Below are 15877 nucleotides of genomic sequence, written 5' to 3' on the forward strand. Positions count from 1 at the left end.
AACGAATCGATGAGAAGCGAGATAGCAAAGCCGCTGGTGGTGGTGACAGGCGGCGGCGGCGGGATCGGCCGCGCCATTTGCGAGGTCGTGGTCGAGCAGGGCTGGCGCGTCGTGGTGGCCGATGTCAACGAGGCGGCGGCACGCAGCGTCGCCGAGGCCTGCGGCGGCGAGGTCCAACTCATCGACATCCTCGATAAGGACAATGTCGAGGCCGCTGCTAGCGCGATCGAAGCTGCGCATGGCCCGGTGCGCGCCGTCATTCATTCAGCCGCCACCTTCCAGGAGCTCCGCCCGGTCGAGGATATGCCGATCGCCGATTGGGACCGCATCACGCAACTCGTGCATCGCGGCACCTTTCTCGTGCAGGTCGCTTTCGCACGACGGATGGCGGCGCGCGGGCGCGGCGCGTTCGTGACGCTGTCGTCCTGGAACGCCTACCGCTCGGCCCGGATGCACGCTTACTGCACCGCAAAGGCGGCTGTGAACTTGTTGAACGAAAGCATGGCGGCCGAATGGGGGCGCAGCGGCATCCGCTTCAATGCCGTATCGCCCGGCGTGGTGATGACCGAGCGGGTGGCCGAACGCATCGCTACCGGGCAGCGCTATTCCATCTCACCGCCGGAGCTGACCGCGCTCGGCCGGTTGGTCTCTGCGCGCGAGGTCGCGGAGGCCACCGCCTTCCTGATCTCCGACAAGGCATCGGGCATCACCGGCGCGAACCTCGCCGTGGACGCCGGCACCATGGTCACGCAGGCCTGGTCGATGTTCGGCGGTGTTCCTGCGGCGCGTCCGCGCGAGGATGCTTAGCGCCATGATCCATCTGACCTGTGGCTATCTCAATTTGGCCGAGCTCGATCCCGCCGCCTCCATTCGGGCTGCAGCCGCCGGCGGCTTCGCGGCAGTCGGCCTGCGCATCACCGGGCACCGTCCGGGCGATGCCGGGCCAGATATAGTCGGCAATCGGCGCGCGACCGATGAGTTGCGCAAGGTTCTCGACGATTCCGGCATCGCGCTGGCGAACATCTCGACCTATCGCTTCGTGCCGGAAACAACCCCGAGCGACTATGAGCCCGTGCTCGAAGCAGCGGCCGCGCTGGGGGCTGGCGTGATGGTGGCAAACTGCTTCACCCCCGATGAAGGTCTGGCCACTGAAAACCTGGCCACAGTCTGTCAACTCGCCGGCCGGTTTGGGATAAGGGTCGGGCTGGAGTTCATACCCGTCAGCAATGTCCCGACGCTGGAACGAGCCGCAGCGATCATGAGCGCGACGCGCAGCCCCGCCGCCGGCCTCGTGATCGACGCACTGCATTTGGCCCGTTCCGGAGGCTCCCCTGCCGATGTTGCAGCCATCGACCCGGCTCTGATCCTGGCGGTGCAGCTCTGTGACGCTCCACTTGCGGCTCCCGCCGATCTCTATGCCGAGATGCGAGCGGGGCGCCTGTATCCGGGCGAAGGCGAATTGCCGCTGGCGGCACTGCTCGACGCGATTCCGGCGGAGGGCGTCGAGTTCGAGGTCGAAGTGCCCCATTTGCGGGTCCAGGGCCTGTCCGGTGACGAACGGGCACGCCGCGCCCATCAGGCAACGACGGCATTTCTCGCGAGCCTCGGGCGATAGTTCAGCCTCGGCGCAGGCTCGCCTGCAGTGCGGAGAGGCCGCCCGCCTCTTCGACGCGCTTCTGCATGGTCTCCACCCAGGATTCGCCCGCAAGCGACCAAGGCGGCAGGCGGCAGGGGAAATCGACGTTCCCGGCATCCCAGATCAGTTGCGCCCGCTCGCCGTCGAGGAGGAGCTGCGCCACCTCCCCTGTGAACGGCCGGCGCGGGAGTTTCGCCTGTAAAGGCAGGACGGCACCGCCGTTCAAGCTGTGCTCGAAGAACAATGGCGAGAGTTCCCCCGCGATTACCGCCTCGATGCCGGCCGCCCGCATCGCCATCGGCACCGGTGGACGAACGAGTCCTATCCCGAAAAGACCGCTCACAATGACGATCGGATACTGCCCGGCCTTAAAGGACGGTGTCGCGCCGAGATCGGCGAAGCAATTGCGGGCCATTGCCGCAGGATCGGTTTCGGCAAGGTGACGCGCCGCCAGAATGATATCGGTATCGACATCCCCATCGATGACGAAGACGCGGCCATGGATGCCTCGAGGCGCCATCAGCCGAGAGTTCCGGTCAGCGCGATCGTAGCGGCCGTCGCTGCCGAACCGAGATAGATCTGCGCACCTTGCGCGCCGGAGCGCCCGGCATAGTTGCGATTGGCCGTGGACATTCTGACCGCGGACTGCCCGGCCAAATAGCCGTGGATACCCGCACAGGCATTGCAGCCAGGTTGTTCCGCAACCGACTGCGCATGTGCCCAGCGAGCCCTTGCCGGATCTGCGAAGATCCAGTCCCGCGTCTTCCGGGTGGCTGGAACGAGCATGACGGCGACGCCTTCGGCAGGTCCATCGCCGGCAAGGACGATCTCGAAGAAGCGCTCCATGTCGTAGCGCTTCGCCCCCGTACAGGAGCCGACGAAGACCTCGTTGAAACGTGTTGTGGGCAGTTCGGCGATGGGAATCGCTCGTTCCGGCCCGCCCGGAAGCGCGACCATCGCCACGAAATCCTCGGCGCCGTATCGCAGGACGCGGTCGTACTCGGCGTGCCCATCCGGGAGAACGGCTGCGAAATCGCGCGCGCCCAGCGCCTCAACCCATGCACACACCTCGCCATTGGCCGGCACCACGATCCAGCGCGCGCCCATCTCCTGCGCCATATTGGCCAGTGTCAGCTTCTCCTCGGGATGGAGCGCCTGGATCGCTTCACCGTCGAGCTCAATCCCGGCACCGAAAGTAAGCGGTTCGCCCGCCAGATCGGCGCAGAGCTGCAAAATGACGTCCTTCGCCGTGACACCCTCTCCAAAACGCCCCGTAATTTCGATCCGGATTTCGTGCGGCACCGCCATCCAGTGTTCGCCGAGGGCGATGATGCCTTCCAGCGCATCGAGCCCGATGTTCAACCCAAGCGCGCCGAAGCCGCCATAGGTCGACGAGTGACTATCCGTCCCCGCAATCAATTCGCCGGGCCTGACCAGGCCTTCCTCCGGGAGCAGCGCATGGCAGACGCCATAATTCGCAGCACCGACCGGATAGTAGTGGGCGATGCCGAACTGTCTGGCGAGCAGATCGAGATCGGCCTGCTTCTGGGCATGGACGGGATTGGCAAGGTCCATGAAATGGTCCGCGACGAGGATCAGGCGATCAGGGGCGAAGATGCGCGCCTGCTCTCCCCAATGCTTGCTCCAGCGCTGGCGCAACGGTCCCGCCTGGGGGTCGTAGGTCATCGTCCAGTCCGGCCGCACGACGACATGATCGCCGGACGCGACATGGCGCAGCCCCGCTGCTCGCGCGATGATGGTGCGGGCGGCGCTCATGGCCATTGCGATGTCAACCGACCTGGATGTGGGCCGCTTTCGCGACCTCCGCGAAGACCCGGTCGAATGCGTCGATCCTTGCCCGAAACGAGGCCGGCGTATCGCCTATCGGCTTGAAGCCGCCACTGGTGAGCTTCTCGCGGTTTGCATCGATACCCTTGATGCCTGCCTTGTAGACCTGATCGAGAATGGCGGGCGGAGTATTCTTTGCCGCATGCAGGCCGAAGCAGGTGGTGATGATGTTCATATCCTTGAGACCGAGTTCGGTCGAGGTCGGTACGTTCGGCAGCTGGGGCTCGCGATCGTTGCTGGCGACGAAAAGCGGGCGCAACTTGCCAGCCTTGATGTGCGGCGCAACCAGTCTCACGGCGTTCAGCGCGAGCTGGATCTGATTGGTCAGCACGTCATTGAGGAGCGAACCCACCTGACTATAATGGACGGTGCTCATCTCGATGCCGGCACGCATCTTGAACAATTCACCTTGCAGATGGATGTCGCCGCCCTGCCCCGGCGATCCGATCTTGAGCTTTCCCGGATTAGCCTTCGCATAGGCAATGAATTCCTGGAGGTTGTTGGCAGGCACGTCCGCATTGATGGTGAAGACGAAATCGCCGGTCGCTATCGTGGTGAGATGTTCGAGATCGGTGACTGGATCTGCGACTGGCTTGGCATAGGTATGCCGCGTCGCCACGATCGCCATGCTCGAGCAGAACAGGGTGTGGCCGTCCGGCGGCGCGTTGATGACCGTGGACAGGCCGAGCCCCCCGGCCGCGCCCGGCCGGTTCTCGACCGTCACCGGCTGGCCCAGCTCTTCGGCCATGACCGGAGCGATCATGCGCGCCATGATGTCGTTGCTGCCGCCGGCGGAGTTGCCGACGATCATGCGGATCGGCTTGGTGGCATAGGATTGCGCTCGTAGCACCGCGGGCGCCATCACGGCTGCACCGGCAAGACCCGCGCCGATGAGGACGCGCCGGCGGCTGATGTGTAGTTTCGTCATGCGTTCTTCCCTCTTTGCCTCCCGCGGTTGATCCGCGGTTTGGATGATGGTTGCGCTATTCCCTGAAAGCGGCCGGATCGGGCTTGGGAAAATCGGTGATCGCCCTGCCCTCGGCGAGAAAGCGCATGCTGTCCTCGTCGGTTTCCAGCCGCCGCAGCACGCGTCGGACCACCTCCTCCGCATGAATGCGGGGAATAAAGCAGACGGCGCTGTCATCGGCGCAGACGATATCGCCCGGATAGACGGTGATGCCGCCGATATTGACCGGACCGTTGATTTCGATGGTCTCCTGTCGCCAACGCCCCGTCTTCGCCGTCACATCGGTCGACCAGATCGGATGGCCAATGCTGCGCGAATGGCGGACATCGCGAATGCCTCCCCAGATGATTGTGCCCGGGCTGCCCTGCCGCTTGGCCATCGTCGCGGAGATGCCGCCCATGTTGGAGACATAGCGACCACCTTCGACGACGAGAACGTCACCAGGTTGGGTGAGATTGTGCGCCTCGAAATCGGCCTGGCGGTTCAGGTGATTGGCGATGATCGTCGCATGGGGCGATTGCGGAAGCGGAATATTGCGAAGCGTCAATGCCGGGCCCACGATCATGCTGCCCGGGATCGTCGGCTTCACAATCGAGGCGCTCAAAACGCCATCGATCCCAAGATCATCCAGAGCGTCGGAGACAAGTTCGGTCGGCACGTCGATGGCCTTCAGCGCGGCAACAATATCGCCCGGCGCGCGCGGGACGGCGTAGAGCCTGACCCGCTCAGCTGCGATGCGACCCGTAAGCCTGATATCCGACATGTCACGACCTCCTGCAGGTTCGTAAACTGACGGCAACGACACACGGCATCCAAGATTTTCGCTGTCCGGCAGCCCAATGCAAAATCAGCTACCGGCATTTAGGTATCGCGTCCGGTGGGGCTGGAGCAGACGCTGAGGAGGACGGCTACGAGTCAGGATTCTCGAGAGTTAAACCAGCCAAGTGCGCCACTTTCGGACCTTGGTGTGTCGCCAAGAACCGGACGTAGCCATTTTGACATCGCCGGGGTGACTTTCACGCGGGTGAGCTAGATTTCAGCGTCGCAGTTAAAACGGGTCGTCTTACGGACATCCTGAATGATCTTGTCGGCAAAATTTTGCGCTGCGGGCGAGAGACTCTGCTTTCGCAATGTGATCAGGGCCATGCTGCGCGTGATGCACGGCTCCGTCAGATTCAGAACGGCCGTTGCCTTGAGACTGGCTTTGGCCAGTCGGGAGGCTGGCTGAACGGCGACACCCAAGCCGGCCTCTGCCATCGCTATGACAGTCTCCGACTGGATGAACTGGTACCGGGTGGGCACCTCCAGCCCCTGCTCTTGCATCGCACCCTCCACGAGCCTGCGCACCGCCGTCGCCTGGATCTGCACGAGCATCGGAAAGCGCGACAATTCAGCCAGGGTGATGCTATCGCGCGGTGAAATGAGAAAATGATGCGGCACAAGAGCCTGGAGAGGCTCGACCATGATCGTTGTGCAGTCAAACGCCGGGTCGTCGGTCTGGGGCCCTACCGCGAAGTCGACCTCTTTCTGCCGCAACGCCTCGTATAGATCCTGCGAGGTCAGTTCCCGGACTGTGACGGCGATGCCCGGATAGGTCCGCACGAACTCGGTCAGCACAGGCGGCAGGTGAATTGAGGCCATGTGGGACGAGCAGGCCAGAGCGAGCTGGCCGCGCCTGGCGTCGCTCTGCTCGCGGATGCGGCGCAGGCCCAGATTGATCTCGTAGAACGCTTTTCGCGCGCTGTCGCGAAGATGATGTCCCTCCACGGTCAGCTTCACACTCCGCGTGGTCCGCTCGAACAACACGACACCGAGTTGCCCCTCGATCTGCATGATCTGGGCGCAGACCGCCGAATGCGACCGGTTGAGCGTCTCCGCGGCGGCCCGGAAGCTGCCCTTTTCCGCAACTGCCAGGAAGGTCTGAAGCACCTTCATGTTGATGCTACCGATGACGTCCATCGCGACACTCCCACTGGTCGATTAATCCAACCAATCTGTAGGATTTTGCGAATTGTTTTACCAGCCGAGAGAGCTACGCTCCTGAGATCGCAAGGCGATGTTCGGACGAAGCCGGCCTGGAAAAACGGCCCGGCGCGTTCGCAGGGAGGACATGATGGTTTCCAACGAGGACGACATGGATCGCCGGCGCTTGCTGCGTTCGTAGCCTTGCGCGCTTGGCAATCGGCTTCTGCCGCCGGATGAGCACTGCTAGCCGGACACGTCCGAACAGCGCCTCCAGGCTCACATCGAAGGCCGGCTCCTGACCGCTGTCCGGATCGCGCCCACCTGCTCTCACCCACGCGGACACTGCTCTATGGTCTATCATCACCTCTATGCGAAATACGCCAAGCAGAGCCATGTTCGGGCTGGCGTGATTGGGGCTGGCGCCTATGGCACCGCTATCGTCACACAGGATCCCCATACGCCGCTTCTCACCGTCGTTGCGGTGGCCGACATTTCGCTCGACGCAGCCAGGGGCGCCTATCTGAAGGCCGGCTTCGAGCCATCGATGATCGCTTATGCCGACACGGTGGAGGCAGCGCAGCGTGAGATCGAAGCCGGCAAGCGGGTCTACACCGACAATCCTCTGATCGTGCCTGACCTGCCCTCAGTCGATATCGTGTGCGAAAGCACTGGGATTCCCGAGGCGAGCGCCGTCTATGCGTTGAGGGCGATCGAAAATCGCAAGCACGTCGCCATGATTACCAAGGATTGCGACGTCACAGTCGGTCCCATTCTCAAGAAGCTCGCCCGCGAGGCCGGGGTCGTCTACACGCCCGTGGACGGCGACCAGCACGGCCTGTTCATCCAGATGTTCGAATGGGCAAAATCCGTCGGCCTGACGGTGATAAGCGGCGGCAAGGCCACGGATGGCGAATTCATCTATGACGATGCAACGGGCGTCGCGCGCATCGTTACCGACAAGCCGATCCATGCACCCTATCAAGCCTCGATCGAGATCGCGCCTGAAGACCGGACATATCTCCAGATGATTCCCGAGGGTCGCGCCGAGGAGTACGTTGCCCGACGGGCCGCAATTCTGGGGCGACTTCCGCAGCCGGGCTCCTACGATCTTTGCGAGATGACGATCGCGGCAAACTACACGGGCCTGACGCCTGCGGTCGATACGCTGATCCATGCTCCGCTGCGCATCACCGAAATTCCCGTCGCCTATTGCGAGCAGTCGCATGGCGGTCTGTTCGATCGCGCCGGCAAGATCGACCTCGCCACCTGCCTCCGGGCGCCCGACGAGTCGGGGCTCGGCGGTGGCGTCTTTCTGGTTGTGCGCTGCGACAACGCCTATTCGAATCATGTCCTGACGACGAAAGGGCAGATCGGCAATTACGACAACACGGCCGCGGTGATCTATCGACCCTATCATCTGTGCGGAGTCGAGACCTCGACGTCGATCCTAATGGCCGGGTTGCTCGGCATCGACACCGGTTCGGACGACTACCTGCCGCGCTACGATCTGGTGAAGATCGCCGCGCGCGACATTCAGGCGGGCGAAACCTTCGGCAATGACCACAGCCCGCAGCTCGTGGCCCGCATCGTGCCCGCACGGCCGATCGCGCCCGGCAATCTTGCCTGTTCACATCTGCTCGTCGGCAACCGCGCTTCGGTGAATATCCCGGCGGGAACCTTGATAACCTACGACATGGTGGAGGAACCCGCAGGCTCGCAGCTCTGGAGCCTGAGACGGCGACAGGACGAAATCTTCCTGACGCCGGAACAATCCCCTGTCACCCGCAAGCTGGAAGAGGCGTGACGGTGGCAGCGCCCCGCATCGTCTTGTATCACGCGACGCCTGTTGCAATCGAACCCGTGATGGGAGCGATGGCGCGGCTGTGGCCTGAGGCGGAGGCTGTGAATCTGCTCGACGACAGCTTGACGACCGACCGTGCGAAGGATGGGGAATATCTGTCCGAGGGCCTGATGGAGCGTTTCGTCGCGCTCGGTCGCTATGCCCATCGCATCGGTGCCGACGGCATCCTCGTCACCTGCTCGGCCTACGGCCCGGCGATCGAGCGCATGGCGGAGACGCTTCCCGTTCCGGTGCTGAAGCCCAACGAGGCCATGTTTCGCCAGGCCATCGCTGCCGGTGGTCGCATTGGGATGCTGGCGACCTTCGCGCCAGCCGTCTCGACGATGACCCGCGAGTTCGATGACTTCGTGTCGGAGGCACAGTCCGCGACGACGCTCGATACGATCGTCGTGGACGACGCCATCGATCTTTTGAAGGCGGGCGACGCCGACAGCCATAATCGATTGATCGCCGAGCGCGCGCATGAGTTGGGCGGCCATGATGCGATCATGTTGGCGCATTTCTCGACGTCGCGCGCAGCCGCCGCGGTGCGGGCCCGCGTCGATATTCCGGTGCTTTCGGCTCCGGATGCGGCAGTGGCCCGAATGCGCGAGCTGGTTACTGGGGGCTGATCCGGCGCTGGGCGGCACTTGCCGATCGACGCAGCAGCAGGGGACGGCAACTCTAAACCAAGGCCTGATATCCGATCAGATCAACCAGGAAGCCCCGGAACAATGAGGGCTTCGGAACAGGGAGGAATGAAGATGTTGAGCTTCTTGAAGGCGAATTGTGCCGCGATGGCATTCGCCGCGCTTTCGGCCACGGCCGCGCTCGCCCAGACGGCAGCCACGACCTATCCGGCGGGCTATGCCGATATTGTGGCTGCGGCGAAGAAAGAGGGAAAGGTCGTCGTGTATTCGCCGACCGATTCCGCACAGGCCAACGCCCTGATCGGAGCGTTCCAGAAGAAGTATCCGGGCGTCACGGTCGACTATAACGACCTCTCGAACACTGCGATCTACAATCGCGTGGTCAGCGAGTTCGCGGCCCGTCAAGTCGGCGGCGACGTGGTCTGGTCGGTCGGACTGGATCTGCAGGTCCGCCTGGTCGCGGACGGGCTGGCGGAAACTTACGCCTCGCCCGAGGCGGGAAACCTGCCTAGCTTCGCGAAATACAAGGATTCGGCCTACCTGACCTCGATCGAGCCCGGCGTGATCCTCTACAACAAGCGTCTCGTGCCCGCAGCGCTGGTGCCGAAGAACCTCAGCGAGCTGACCAAATTCCTGAAGGACCACAAGGAGGTGTTTCAGGGAAAGGTCGCAAGCTGGGACCCCGAGAAGTCCGGACAGGGTTACGTCGCCATGCAGGACGACATGCGCAACAATCCCGGTTTCTGGCCCCTGATGGCCGCCTTCGGCGAGGCCGGCGGCAAGATTTACTCGAATTCAGGGCAGATGCGCGAGAAGGTCGTTTCCGGCGAGGAGATCATCGCGTTTTACGTCAACGGCGCTTATGCGACCGAATGGGTCAAAGCCAATCCGACGTTGGGAATCGTCTACTCCGATGACCGCACCAGCGCCGTCTCGCGCGCGGCCCTGATCGCAAAGAACGCCCCGCACCCCAACGCGGCCAAGCTTCTAATTGACTTCATGCTGTCCTTGGAAGGGCAGAGGGTGATGGGCGAGGCTGGCCTTCCCTCGGTTCGAAGCGATGTCGATGGCGTGCCCAACTTCAAGAGCCTGAACGTGCTCGCCAACGGCAAGCTGCAGCCGATCGCACTGGACGCTTCGCTGCTCGACAATCTCGACAAGACCAAGCGTGCGGACTTCTTCTCTCGCTGGAAGCAGGCGATGCGCCGCTGAGCGCCCGCCACACACGCCAAAGCGGAGAAGGACAATCCTATGCGTGCCGATGGTGATGCCTCGGGGTTTCGCGGAACCACGATCGGCCTGCTCGGATTGATGGTCCTCGCCCCTGTCGGGCTGATCATCTACCAGAGCTTTCTGGATGGGCCGTTCTTCTACCCCACGGCCGAATTCAGCTTCTCGTCGTTTGCCTATGTCTTCTTAGACCCGGATTTCTATCGGGCGCTCTGGACGACGCTGGTCTTCGCCATCGGCCTTGTCGTCATCGCGGTGCCGATGGGGGCGGCGCTGGCCTTCCTGCTGACGCGAACCGACATCAAGGGGCGCGCCTGGATCGAGCCTATAGTGTTGGTGCCGATGTTCCTGTCCGCGCTGGTCCTCGGCTTTGGCTATACCGTCTCCGTCGGGCCGTCAGGCTTCGTCTCGCTCGCCGTGCAGGATGTCCTGGGCTTCGTGCCATGGAACATTTACGGGCTGCCTTCGCTCATCGTCATCGGCGGGCTGAGCCATGTCCCTTACGTCTATCTCTACGTCTCCTCGGCGATGCGGAATCTGCCCGCCGATCTCGAGGAGGCCGCGCGCACCATGGGCGCCAGCCTGCCCCGGATCGCGATGGAGGTGACGCTGCCGCTGGTCCTGCCGGCGCTGGTCTACAGCGCGGCGCTCAATTTCCTGCTCGCCTTCGAGAGCTTCGGACTGCCGCTCATTCTCGCCGATCCCAGCGGAGTCCTGGTCCTGACCACCTATCTCTACAAGCTCACGACCCTCCTCGGCGTGCCCTCCTACCATCTCATGGCAGCGGTCGCCGTGCTGCTTTTGATCATCACTCTGCCGCTCGTCGCGATCCAGCGGCGCCTGCTCGACCGCTCGCGCCGCTATGCCACGGTCGGTGGAAAGGGTGGCCGGCCGACACGGGTCAAGCTCGGGAACACCGGACAGATCGTTGCGCTCTCTCTCATCGGGCTGTGGCTGCTGATCTCGGTCGTCCTGCCGATCAGCGGGATCGCCGTTCGTGCCTTCGTCGATTCCTGGGGCCAGGGCGTCAATTTGGCCGAGCATCTGACCCTTGCGAATTTCCAGCAGCTGTTCAAAATCTCGAGCCTGTCACGCGGCCTCGTCAACACCGGGCTGATCGCGGTGGTCGGAGGCGCGATCGCGGTCGTCGTCTATCTCGTCATAGCCCTGGCTGGTCATCGCAATACGAGCCTTGCGGCCGTGGCGCTCGACTACATGATCCTCCTGCCAAGGGCTCTGCCGGGGCTCGTCATCGGCCTCGCCTTCTTCTGGCTGTTCCTGTTCGTGCCGTTCCTCTCGCCGCTGCGCGCGACGCTGGTGAGCCTGCTTGTCGCCTATGTCGTGGTCGGTCTGTCCTATGGGCTGCGGCTGATCCAGAGCACGCTGCTTCAGGTCTCCCCCGAACTGGAAGAGTCGGCCCGCACCAGCGGCGCGACCCTGCGGCGGACCTGGACCGACATCGTCATCCCGATCGTCCGGCCGGGCCTCTTCGGCGCCTGGGCGATGATCATGATCATCTTCCTGCGTGAATATGCGACGGGCGTCTATCTCATGACCAGCGGCACCGAGGTCATCGGCTCGCTGATCGTCTCCCTGCTGGCCAGCGGCGACCTTGCCACGATCGCGGCCCTGTCCCTTATCAGCGTCACCTTCACGGCCCTCGGGCTGGCGGTGGCCTTCCGCTTCGGAGCCTATGCCAAATGACCGACCTGCGTGTCGAGAACGTCGAGTTAAGTCTCGGTGCCGTCCCCGTCCTCAGGGGCGCGAGCTTCGAAGGGAGCCGCGGCGAGGTCGTCGCACTGCTCGGCGCATCCGGCAGCGGCAAGACCACCTTGCTGCGCTCGATCGCAGGGCTGGAGCGCCCCTCGAAGGGCCGGATCGTGATCGGCGGAAAGACCGTACTCGACGTCGAGCGCCGTCTCAGCCTGCCGCCCGAGCAGCGCGACATCGGGCTCGTGTTCCAGTCCTATGCGCTCTGGCCACATCGCACGGTGGCGGAGAATGTTGCCTTCGGCTTGAAGCTGCGCGGCGTTGCGCCGGCGGAGATCGGGCGGCGCGTCACCGAGATGCTCGGGCGGCTCGGGCTGGGACATTTGGGCGAGCGATACCCGTTCCAGTTGTCGGGCGGCCAGCAGCAGCGCGTCGCGATCTGCCGCGCACTTGTCTATGAGCCGCGCGCCATTCTGCTCGACGAGCCACTCTCCAACCTTGATGCGAAGCTGCGCGACGAAGCCCGCTATTTCATTCGCAAGCTCATCCTCGATCTCGAACTCTGTGCGGTGATTGTCACGCACGACCAGAGCGAAGCGCTAGCGATGTCCGACCGTGTAATCCTGCTCAAGGACGGCGCAATCCTCCAGGAGGGGACGCCGATGGAGATCTATGAGAACCCGCGCAACCGCTATGTCGCGGAGTTCCTCGGTTCGAATAACCTGCTGCATGGGCAAGCCCGTGCCGAAGCGGATGGGTCGACCTCCATCCACGGTGCGGACTGGCAGCTGACCGGGCAGGCGCAGGATGGGGTGTCGTCCGAGGCTGCGGTCGCTGTGGTCCGCGTCGACAAGGTGCGGATCGTCGATGGCCCCGGCCAGAACCGTGTCCCCGTCGAGATCGAAGCCAGCATCTATCTGGGCCAGCATTGGGAATACCGGATGGCGCTGGGTGGCGCGCCTCTGCGCGCCTTCGGGCCGCAATCTATCACCGCCGGGCCTGCCTGGTGCGAGGTCCCGCCCGAGAGCGTGTGGATCTTTGCCGACCGGCAGCCGTAATACACGCCATCAATCCTGCGGTTATCTACGCCGGACGAACCTCGCCAGCGTAGCCAGCATGGTCAGCTCCTCCGCTTCGAAAATTTCATGACAGCCATCGCATCAAAGACATCCACTGGCTGAAGCTCGTGCCCTTGAACGGACGTTTTCCGTTTGCTGCGCCACTAGCGAAGGTTTCCAAGTCATCGCGCGGAATCCAATCGGCCTGCCCAAAATCGGCTCCCGCGTCCACAAGGGGCCTTCGAACGTGGCACTGCCGCGCCGACTGGATCGCCGGAAAACGGACGTTCCAGAAGTCAGCTAGGGGCCACTTTTGCCCGTTCTACGGCTTGGCCTGGCAACCAAATCGCTTTCTGCGCCACGCGACATTCGACTGGACTTCGTTCGCACGGCACGCATTGGTGTCGAAGGCGCGGAGATACGCGTCGATCTTCTAAGCTAACCCTGCCGGCGTCGCGCCGAGGCGGGGTCGCGGTGGTGCGGGGATGGCCCCGCTGCAACCGCGAGGAGATCGCCATGACACGCCGAAGCCGCAAGGCCGACACCACTCCTGCGATCGACACATCGTCCGCTTCTGAGAGCGAAGCCATCTCAGCGGTGGTCTACGGATCGCCTTTGCCGCCCCGTCCCGGCAGTAAGCTCGGCATTGTCTTGGGCCTGCTGCAGGCCGCCGAGGGGGTGAGTCTCGCCAAGCTCGCAGCCGTGACGGACTGGCAGCCACACACGACGCGCGCCGCCCTGACCGGCCTGCGAAAGCGCGGCTACGTCATCTCGCATGAGAATGTCGGCGCTGCCGATGGAGCGAAGTGCTCGGTCTACCGCATCACCGCGGGCCAGGCACAATGAGCAGGGCCTCACGCGATAACATGGCCCAGCCCTCAGCGTCGGGCCTGGCCGACGAGGTGGCCACCTTGGCGAGCCTCGGCTTCGATGAGCTGCGGGCCCGCTTTCGCCGGCTGTATCGCACGGCCGCTCCGGCCGGCCTGTCGCGCGATCTGATCGCGCGGCTGGTCGCCCATCGGCTGCAGGAGCAGCAGCTCGGCAAGCTTGATGATGAACTGGCGCGACACCTGGCGAAGCTGGCGCGGGGCCAGGAAACCCGACGACGCATCAAGACCGGCTCAGTCCTGGTCCGTGAGCACGACGGCGTCAACCATGAGGTTGTGATCGTGCCCGGTGGCTTCCTCTGGAATGGCGAGACACATCGCAGCCTCTCGACGCTGGCCAGGCGCATCACCGGCACGACCTGGAATGGGCCGCGGTTCTTCGGATTGCGGCAAGGGCAACAGGCCACGAGGGTGGCGCCATGATCCGCGAGCCGGCAACAAGGCCGCAGCGCTGCGCGATCTACACGCGCAAGTCGACCGAGCATAATCTCGATCTCGCCTTTAACTCGCTCGATGCCCAAAGAGAGGCCTGCGAGGCCTATATCAAGAGCCAGGCCCATGAAGGCTGGAGCCTCATCGGTGATCGCTATGACGATGGCGGCTTGTCTGGCGCATCCTTGCAGCGCCCTGCCCTGCAGCAGCTGCTCGATGCGGTCCGCGCAAGGCGCATCGACATCATCGTCGTCTACAAGGTCGATCGCCTGACGCCCTCTCTCGCTGACTTCGCCAAGCTGGTCGAGCTCTTCGATGAGCACGGCGTCTCCTTCGTCTCGGTCACCCAGTCCTTCAACACGACAACGAGCATGGGCAGGCTGACGCTCAACGTCCTGCTCTCCTTCGCCCAGTTCGAACGCGAGGTCATCGGCGAGCGCGTTCGCGACAAGATCGCGGCGTCCAAGACCAAAGGGCTTTGGGTCGGCGGACCGGTCCCGCTGGGCTATCGCAGCGAGAAGAAGCAACTCGTCATCGTCGAGCAGGAGGCTGCGCTGGTGCGTCGCATCTTCCAGCTTTATCTCGATCTCGGCTCGGTCGGAGCGGTGGCCGAGACCCTGGGTCGTGAGGGGATCGTCACCAGACTGGGTCATCGCTTCCGTGTCGGCATGCTCGCCCATCTGCTCAAGAACCGCTTCTATCTCGGCGAGATCGTCTGGCACGGCGTCTCACATCGTGGTGCCCATGTACCGATTGTCACGGTCGAGATCTTCGACGCCGTTCAACGGCACCTCGCTGCGGCCGCCATCGAGCGCAAGGGACGATCGGCGAACTCAGCCTTTACGCTTGCGGGTCTGCTGCATGACGATGCGGGCAACCGGATGAGCCCGAGCCATGCCCGCAAGAACGGGGCGCGGTATCGCTACTATGTCTCGCAGGCGCTGATCCAGCATCGCAAGGCTCAAGCCGGATCCATTGCCCGGATCTCGGCTCCCGAGATCGAAGCCGCTGTGTTGGCCGCAACTCCCAATCCTGCTCAGATCGCGCGCGTCACCCTGCACCGAGATTGTCTGATCATCGCGCTCCAGTCTCCCGATGATGCTGGCGAGCCCAGCACGACAAAGATTCCCTTCGCCTGGCAGCCTCAGGGTCGGCGCAAGGGCGTCGCGCATGAGCCCACGCAGAAGCCCCGGCTCGATCATGATTCCGCGGAGGCGATCCTGACCATGATTGCCCAGGCGAGACGCTGGATGGCGCAGCTGATCGATGGCTCGATGGCCTCGACCGATGCGATCGCGATCCGCGAAGGTGTGGGCGAACGCAATATCCGCAAGCTGCTGCCGCTGGCTTGTCTCTCGCCGAATATCATCCGCGCCATCGCCGATGGCACTGCGCCCGCCAATCTGACGATCAGTCGGCTCTCCGCAGCCCTGCCTCACGACTGGGCGAGCCAGGAGCACCGCATCCTCGTTCACTGAGCACCGCGATCAGCGATCGATTTGAGCCCGCCTCCAAGGCGGGTTTTTTCTCGTCCAGCGAATCTGTCGAACCAGTCTCGCCAAAAGCTGCCGCGAACCGGTCTCAGCCAAAATCCCGCGGAACACAAAAACCGGCCTGCCCAGACCGCGCCCTAGAAACCGGCCCGATAGCATGG

15 protein-coding genes are annotated in these 15877 nt (G+C 63.6%); 10 read left to right on the plus strand and 5 right to left on the minus strand.

From position 1 onward, the window contains the following. Nucleotides 1-9: 9 nt before the first annotated feature. A complete protein-coding gene (locus tag NWE53_RS12545; RefSeq protein WP_265054596.1) occupies nucleotides 10-807 on the plus strand; it encodes an SDR family NAD(P)-dependent oxidoreductase in 798 nt (265 codons plus the stop codon). Between the two features lie 4 nt (nucleotides 808-811). Next, nucleotides 812-1615 carry a sugar phosphate isomerase/epimerase family protein gene (locus NWE53_RS12550; RefSeq protein WP_265054597.1) on the plus strand — a complete coding sequence of 268 codons (804 nt, stop codon included), beginning with the start codon at nucleotides 812-814 and terminating at the stop codon, nucleotides 1613-1615. Nucleotide 1616: 1 nt separating this feature from the next. Here the strand turns inward: NWE53_RS12550 and NWE53_RS12555 are convergent, their stop codons facing one another. From NWE53_RS12555 to NWE53_RS12575, 5 genes are all read right to left on the minus strand, one after another. Continuing rightward, nucleotides 1617-2156: a 3-isopropylmalate dehydratase small subunit gene (locus NWE53_RS12555; RefSeq protein WP_265054598.1), complete on the minus strand. Its 540-nt coding sequence runs from the start codon at nucleotides 2154-2156 to the stop codon at nucleotides 1617-1619. After that, on the minus strand, nucleotides 2156-3412 hold the full coding sequence (locus NWE53_RS12560) for an aconitase family protein (protein WP_265054599.1): 1257 nt from the start codon (nucleotides 3410-3412) through the stop codon (nucleotides 2156-2158). Before NWE53_RS12560 ends, NWE53_RS12555 begins: the two co-directional genes overlap by 1 nt. Before the next feature lie 13 nt (nucleotides 3413-3425). Continuing rightward, nucleotides 3426-4412, minus strand: a complete 987-nt coding sequence (locus NWE53_RS12565) for a Bug family tripartite tricarboxylate transporter substrate binding protein (protein WP_265054600.1) — start codon at nucleotides 4410-4412, stop codon at nucleotides 3426-3428. 55 nt (nucleotides 4413-4467) lie between these two features. Continuing rightward, complete coding sequence (locus tag NWE53_RS12570) at nucleotides 4468-5214, minus strand: RraA family protein (RefSeq protein WP_265054601.1); 747 nt, start codon at nucleotides 5212-5214, stop codon at nucleotides 4468-4470. Nucleotides 5215-5480: 266 nt separating this feature from the next. Then, the gene (locus tag NWE53_RS12575; protein WP_265054602.1) at nucleotides 5481-6410 is read right to left on the minus strand and encodes a LysR family transcriptional regulator; all 930 of its coding nucleotides are present in this window, start codon (nucleotides 6408-6410) and stop codon (nucleotides 5481-5483) included. A gap of 355 nt (nucleotides 6411-6765) precedes the next feature. Here NWE53_RS12575 and NWE53_RS12580 point away from each other — a divergent pair, with 355 nt between their 5' ends. The 8 genes from NWE53_RS12580 (at nucleotide 6766) to NWE53_RS12615 (ending at nucleotide 15701) form a co-directional block, all read left to right on the plus strand. Continuing rightward, nucleotides 6766-8220 (plus strand): NAD(P)H-dependent oxidoreductase, encoded by a 1455-nt coding sequence (locus tag NWE53_RS12580; RefSeq protein WP_265054603.1) that lies wholly within the window; start codon nucleotides 6766-6768, stop codon nucleotides 8218-8220. Nucleotides 8221-8279: 59 nt separating this feature from the next. Next, nucleotides 8280-8888: an aspartate/glutamate racemase family protein gene (locus tag NWE53_RS12585; RefSeq protein WP_265054899.1), complete on the plus strand. Its 609-nt coding sequence runs from the start codon at nucleotides 8280-8282 to the stop codon at nucleotides 8886-8888. Between the two features lie 132 nt (nucleotides 8889-9020). Further along, complete coding sequence (locus NWE53_RS12590; protein WP_265054604.1) at nucleotides 9021-10118, plus strand: ABC transporter substrate-binding protein; 1098 nt, start codon at nucleotides 9021-9023, stop codon at nucleotides 10116-10118. A 39-nt stretch (nucleotides 10119-10157) separates the two neighbouring features. Beyond that, nucleotides 10158-11840 (plus strand): ABC transporter permease, encoded by a 1683-nt coding sequence (locus NWE53_RS12595; protein ID WP_265054605.1) that lies wholly within the window; start codon nucleotides 10158-10160, stop codon nucleotides 11838-11840. Beyond that, the gene (locus tag NWE53_RS12600; protein ID WP_265054606.1) at nucleotides 11837-12904 is read left to right on the plus strand and encodes an ABC transporter ATP-binding protein; all 1068 of its coding nucleotides are present in this window, start codon (nucleotides 11837-11839) and stop codon (nucleotides 12902-12904) included. Before NWE53_RS12595 ends, NWE53_RS12600 begins: the two co-directional genes overlap by 4 nt. A gap of 516 nt (nucleotides 12905-13420) precedes the next feature. Continuing rightward, on the plus strand, nucleotides 13421-13750 hold the full coding sequence (locus NWE53_RS12605) for a DUF3489 domain-containing protein (RefSeq protein ID WP_265054607.1): 330 nt from the start codon (nucleotides 13421-13423) through the stop codon (nucleotides 13748-13750). 20 nt (nucleotides 13751-13770) lie between these two features. After that, nucleotides 13771-14214: a DUF2924 domain-containing protein gene (locus NWE53_RS12610; protein ID WP_265054608.1), complete on the plus strand. Its 444-nt coding sequence runs from the start codon at nucleotides 13771-13773 to the stop codon at nucleotides 14212-14214. Then, entirely contained in the window at nucleotides 14211-15701 is a 1491-nt protein-coding gene (locus tag NWE53_RS12615) for a recombinase family protein (RefSeq protein WP_265054609.1), read from the plus strand. The genes NWE53_RS12610 and NWE53_RS12615 overlap by 4 nt, the downstream gene beginning before the upstream one ends. Nucleotides 15702-15877: the final 176 nt, after the last annotated feature.

Origin of the sequence: Bosea sp. NBC_00550 (assembly GCF_026020075.1) — a bacterium.
Lineage (GTDB): Bacteria > Pseudomonadota > Alphaproteobacteria > Rhizobiales > Beijerinckiaceae > Allobosea.

Bases quoted from the DNA above. Each gene is read 5' to 3' on its own strand.
- NWE53_RS12545 (WP_265054596.1), top strand. From the start codon at position 10: ATGAGAAGCGAGATAGCAAAGCCGCTGGTGGTGGTGACAGGCGGCGGC.
- NWE53_RS12550 (WP_265054597.1), top strand. From the start codon at position 812: ATGATCCATCTGACCTGTGGCTATCTCAATTTGGCCGAGCTCGATCCC.
- NWE53_RS12555 (WP_265054598.1), bottom strand. From the start codon at position 2,156: ATGGCGCCTCGAGGCATCCATGGCCGCGTCTTCGTCATCGATGGGGAT.
- NWE53_RS12560 (WP_265054599.1), bottom strand. From the start codon at position 3,412: ATGAGCGCCGCCCGCACCATCATCGCGCGAGCAGCGGGGCTGCGCCAT.
- NWE53_RS12565 (WP_265054600.1), bottom strand. From the start codon at position 4,412: ATGACGAAACTACACATCAGCCGCCGGCGCGTCCTCATCGGCGCGGGT.
- NWE53_RS12570 (WP_265054601.1), bottom strand. From the start codon at position 5,214: ATGTCGGATATCAGGCTTACGGGTCGCATCGCAGCTGAGCGGGTCAGG.
- NWE53_RS12575 (WP_265054602.1), bottom strand. From the start codon at position 6,410: ATGGACGTCATCGGTAGCATCAACATGAAGGTGCTTCAGACCTTCCTG.
- NWE53_RS12580 (WP_265054603.1), top strand. From the start codon at position 6,766: ATGGTCTATCATCACCTCTATGCGAAATACGCCAAGCAGAGCCATGTT.
- NWE53_RS12585 (WP_265054899.1), top strand. From the start codon at position 8,280: ATGGGAGCGATGGCGCGGCTGTGGCCTGAGGCGGAGGCTGTGAATCTG.
- NWE53_RS12590 (WP_265054604.1), top strand. From the start codon at position 9,021: ATGTTGAGCTTCTTGAAGGCGAATTGTGCCGCGATGGCATTCGCCGCG.
- NWE53_RS12595 (WP_265054605.1), top strand. From the start codon at position 10,158: ATGCGTGCCGATGGTGATGCCTCGGGGTTTCGCGGAACCACGATCGGC.
- NWE53_RS12600 (WP_265054606.1), top strand. From the start codon at position 11,837: ATGACCGACCTGCGTGTCGAGAACGTCGAGTTAAGTCTCGGTGCCGTC.
- NWE53_RS12605 (WP_265054607.1), top strand. From the start codon at position 13,421: ATGACACGCCGAAGCCGCAAGGCCGACACCACTCCTGCGATCGACACA.
- NWE53_RS12610 (WP_265054608.1), top strand. From the start codon at position 13,771: ATGGCCCAGCCCTCAGCGTCGGGCCTGGCCGACGAGGTGGCCACCTTG.
- NWE53_RS12615 (WP_265054609.1), top strand. From the start codon at position 14,211: ATGATCCGCGAGCCGGCAACAAGGCCGCAGCGCTGCGCGATCTACACG.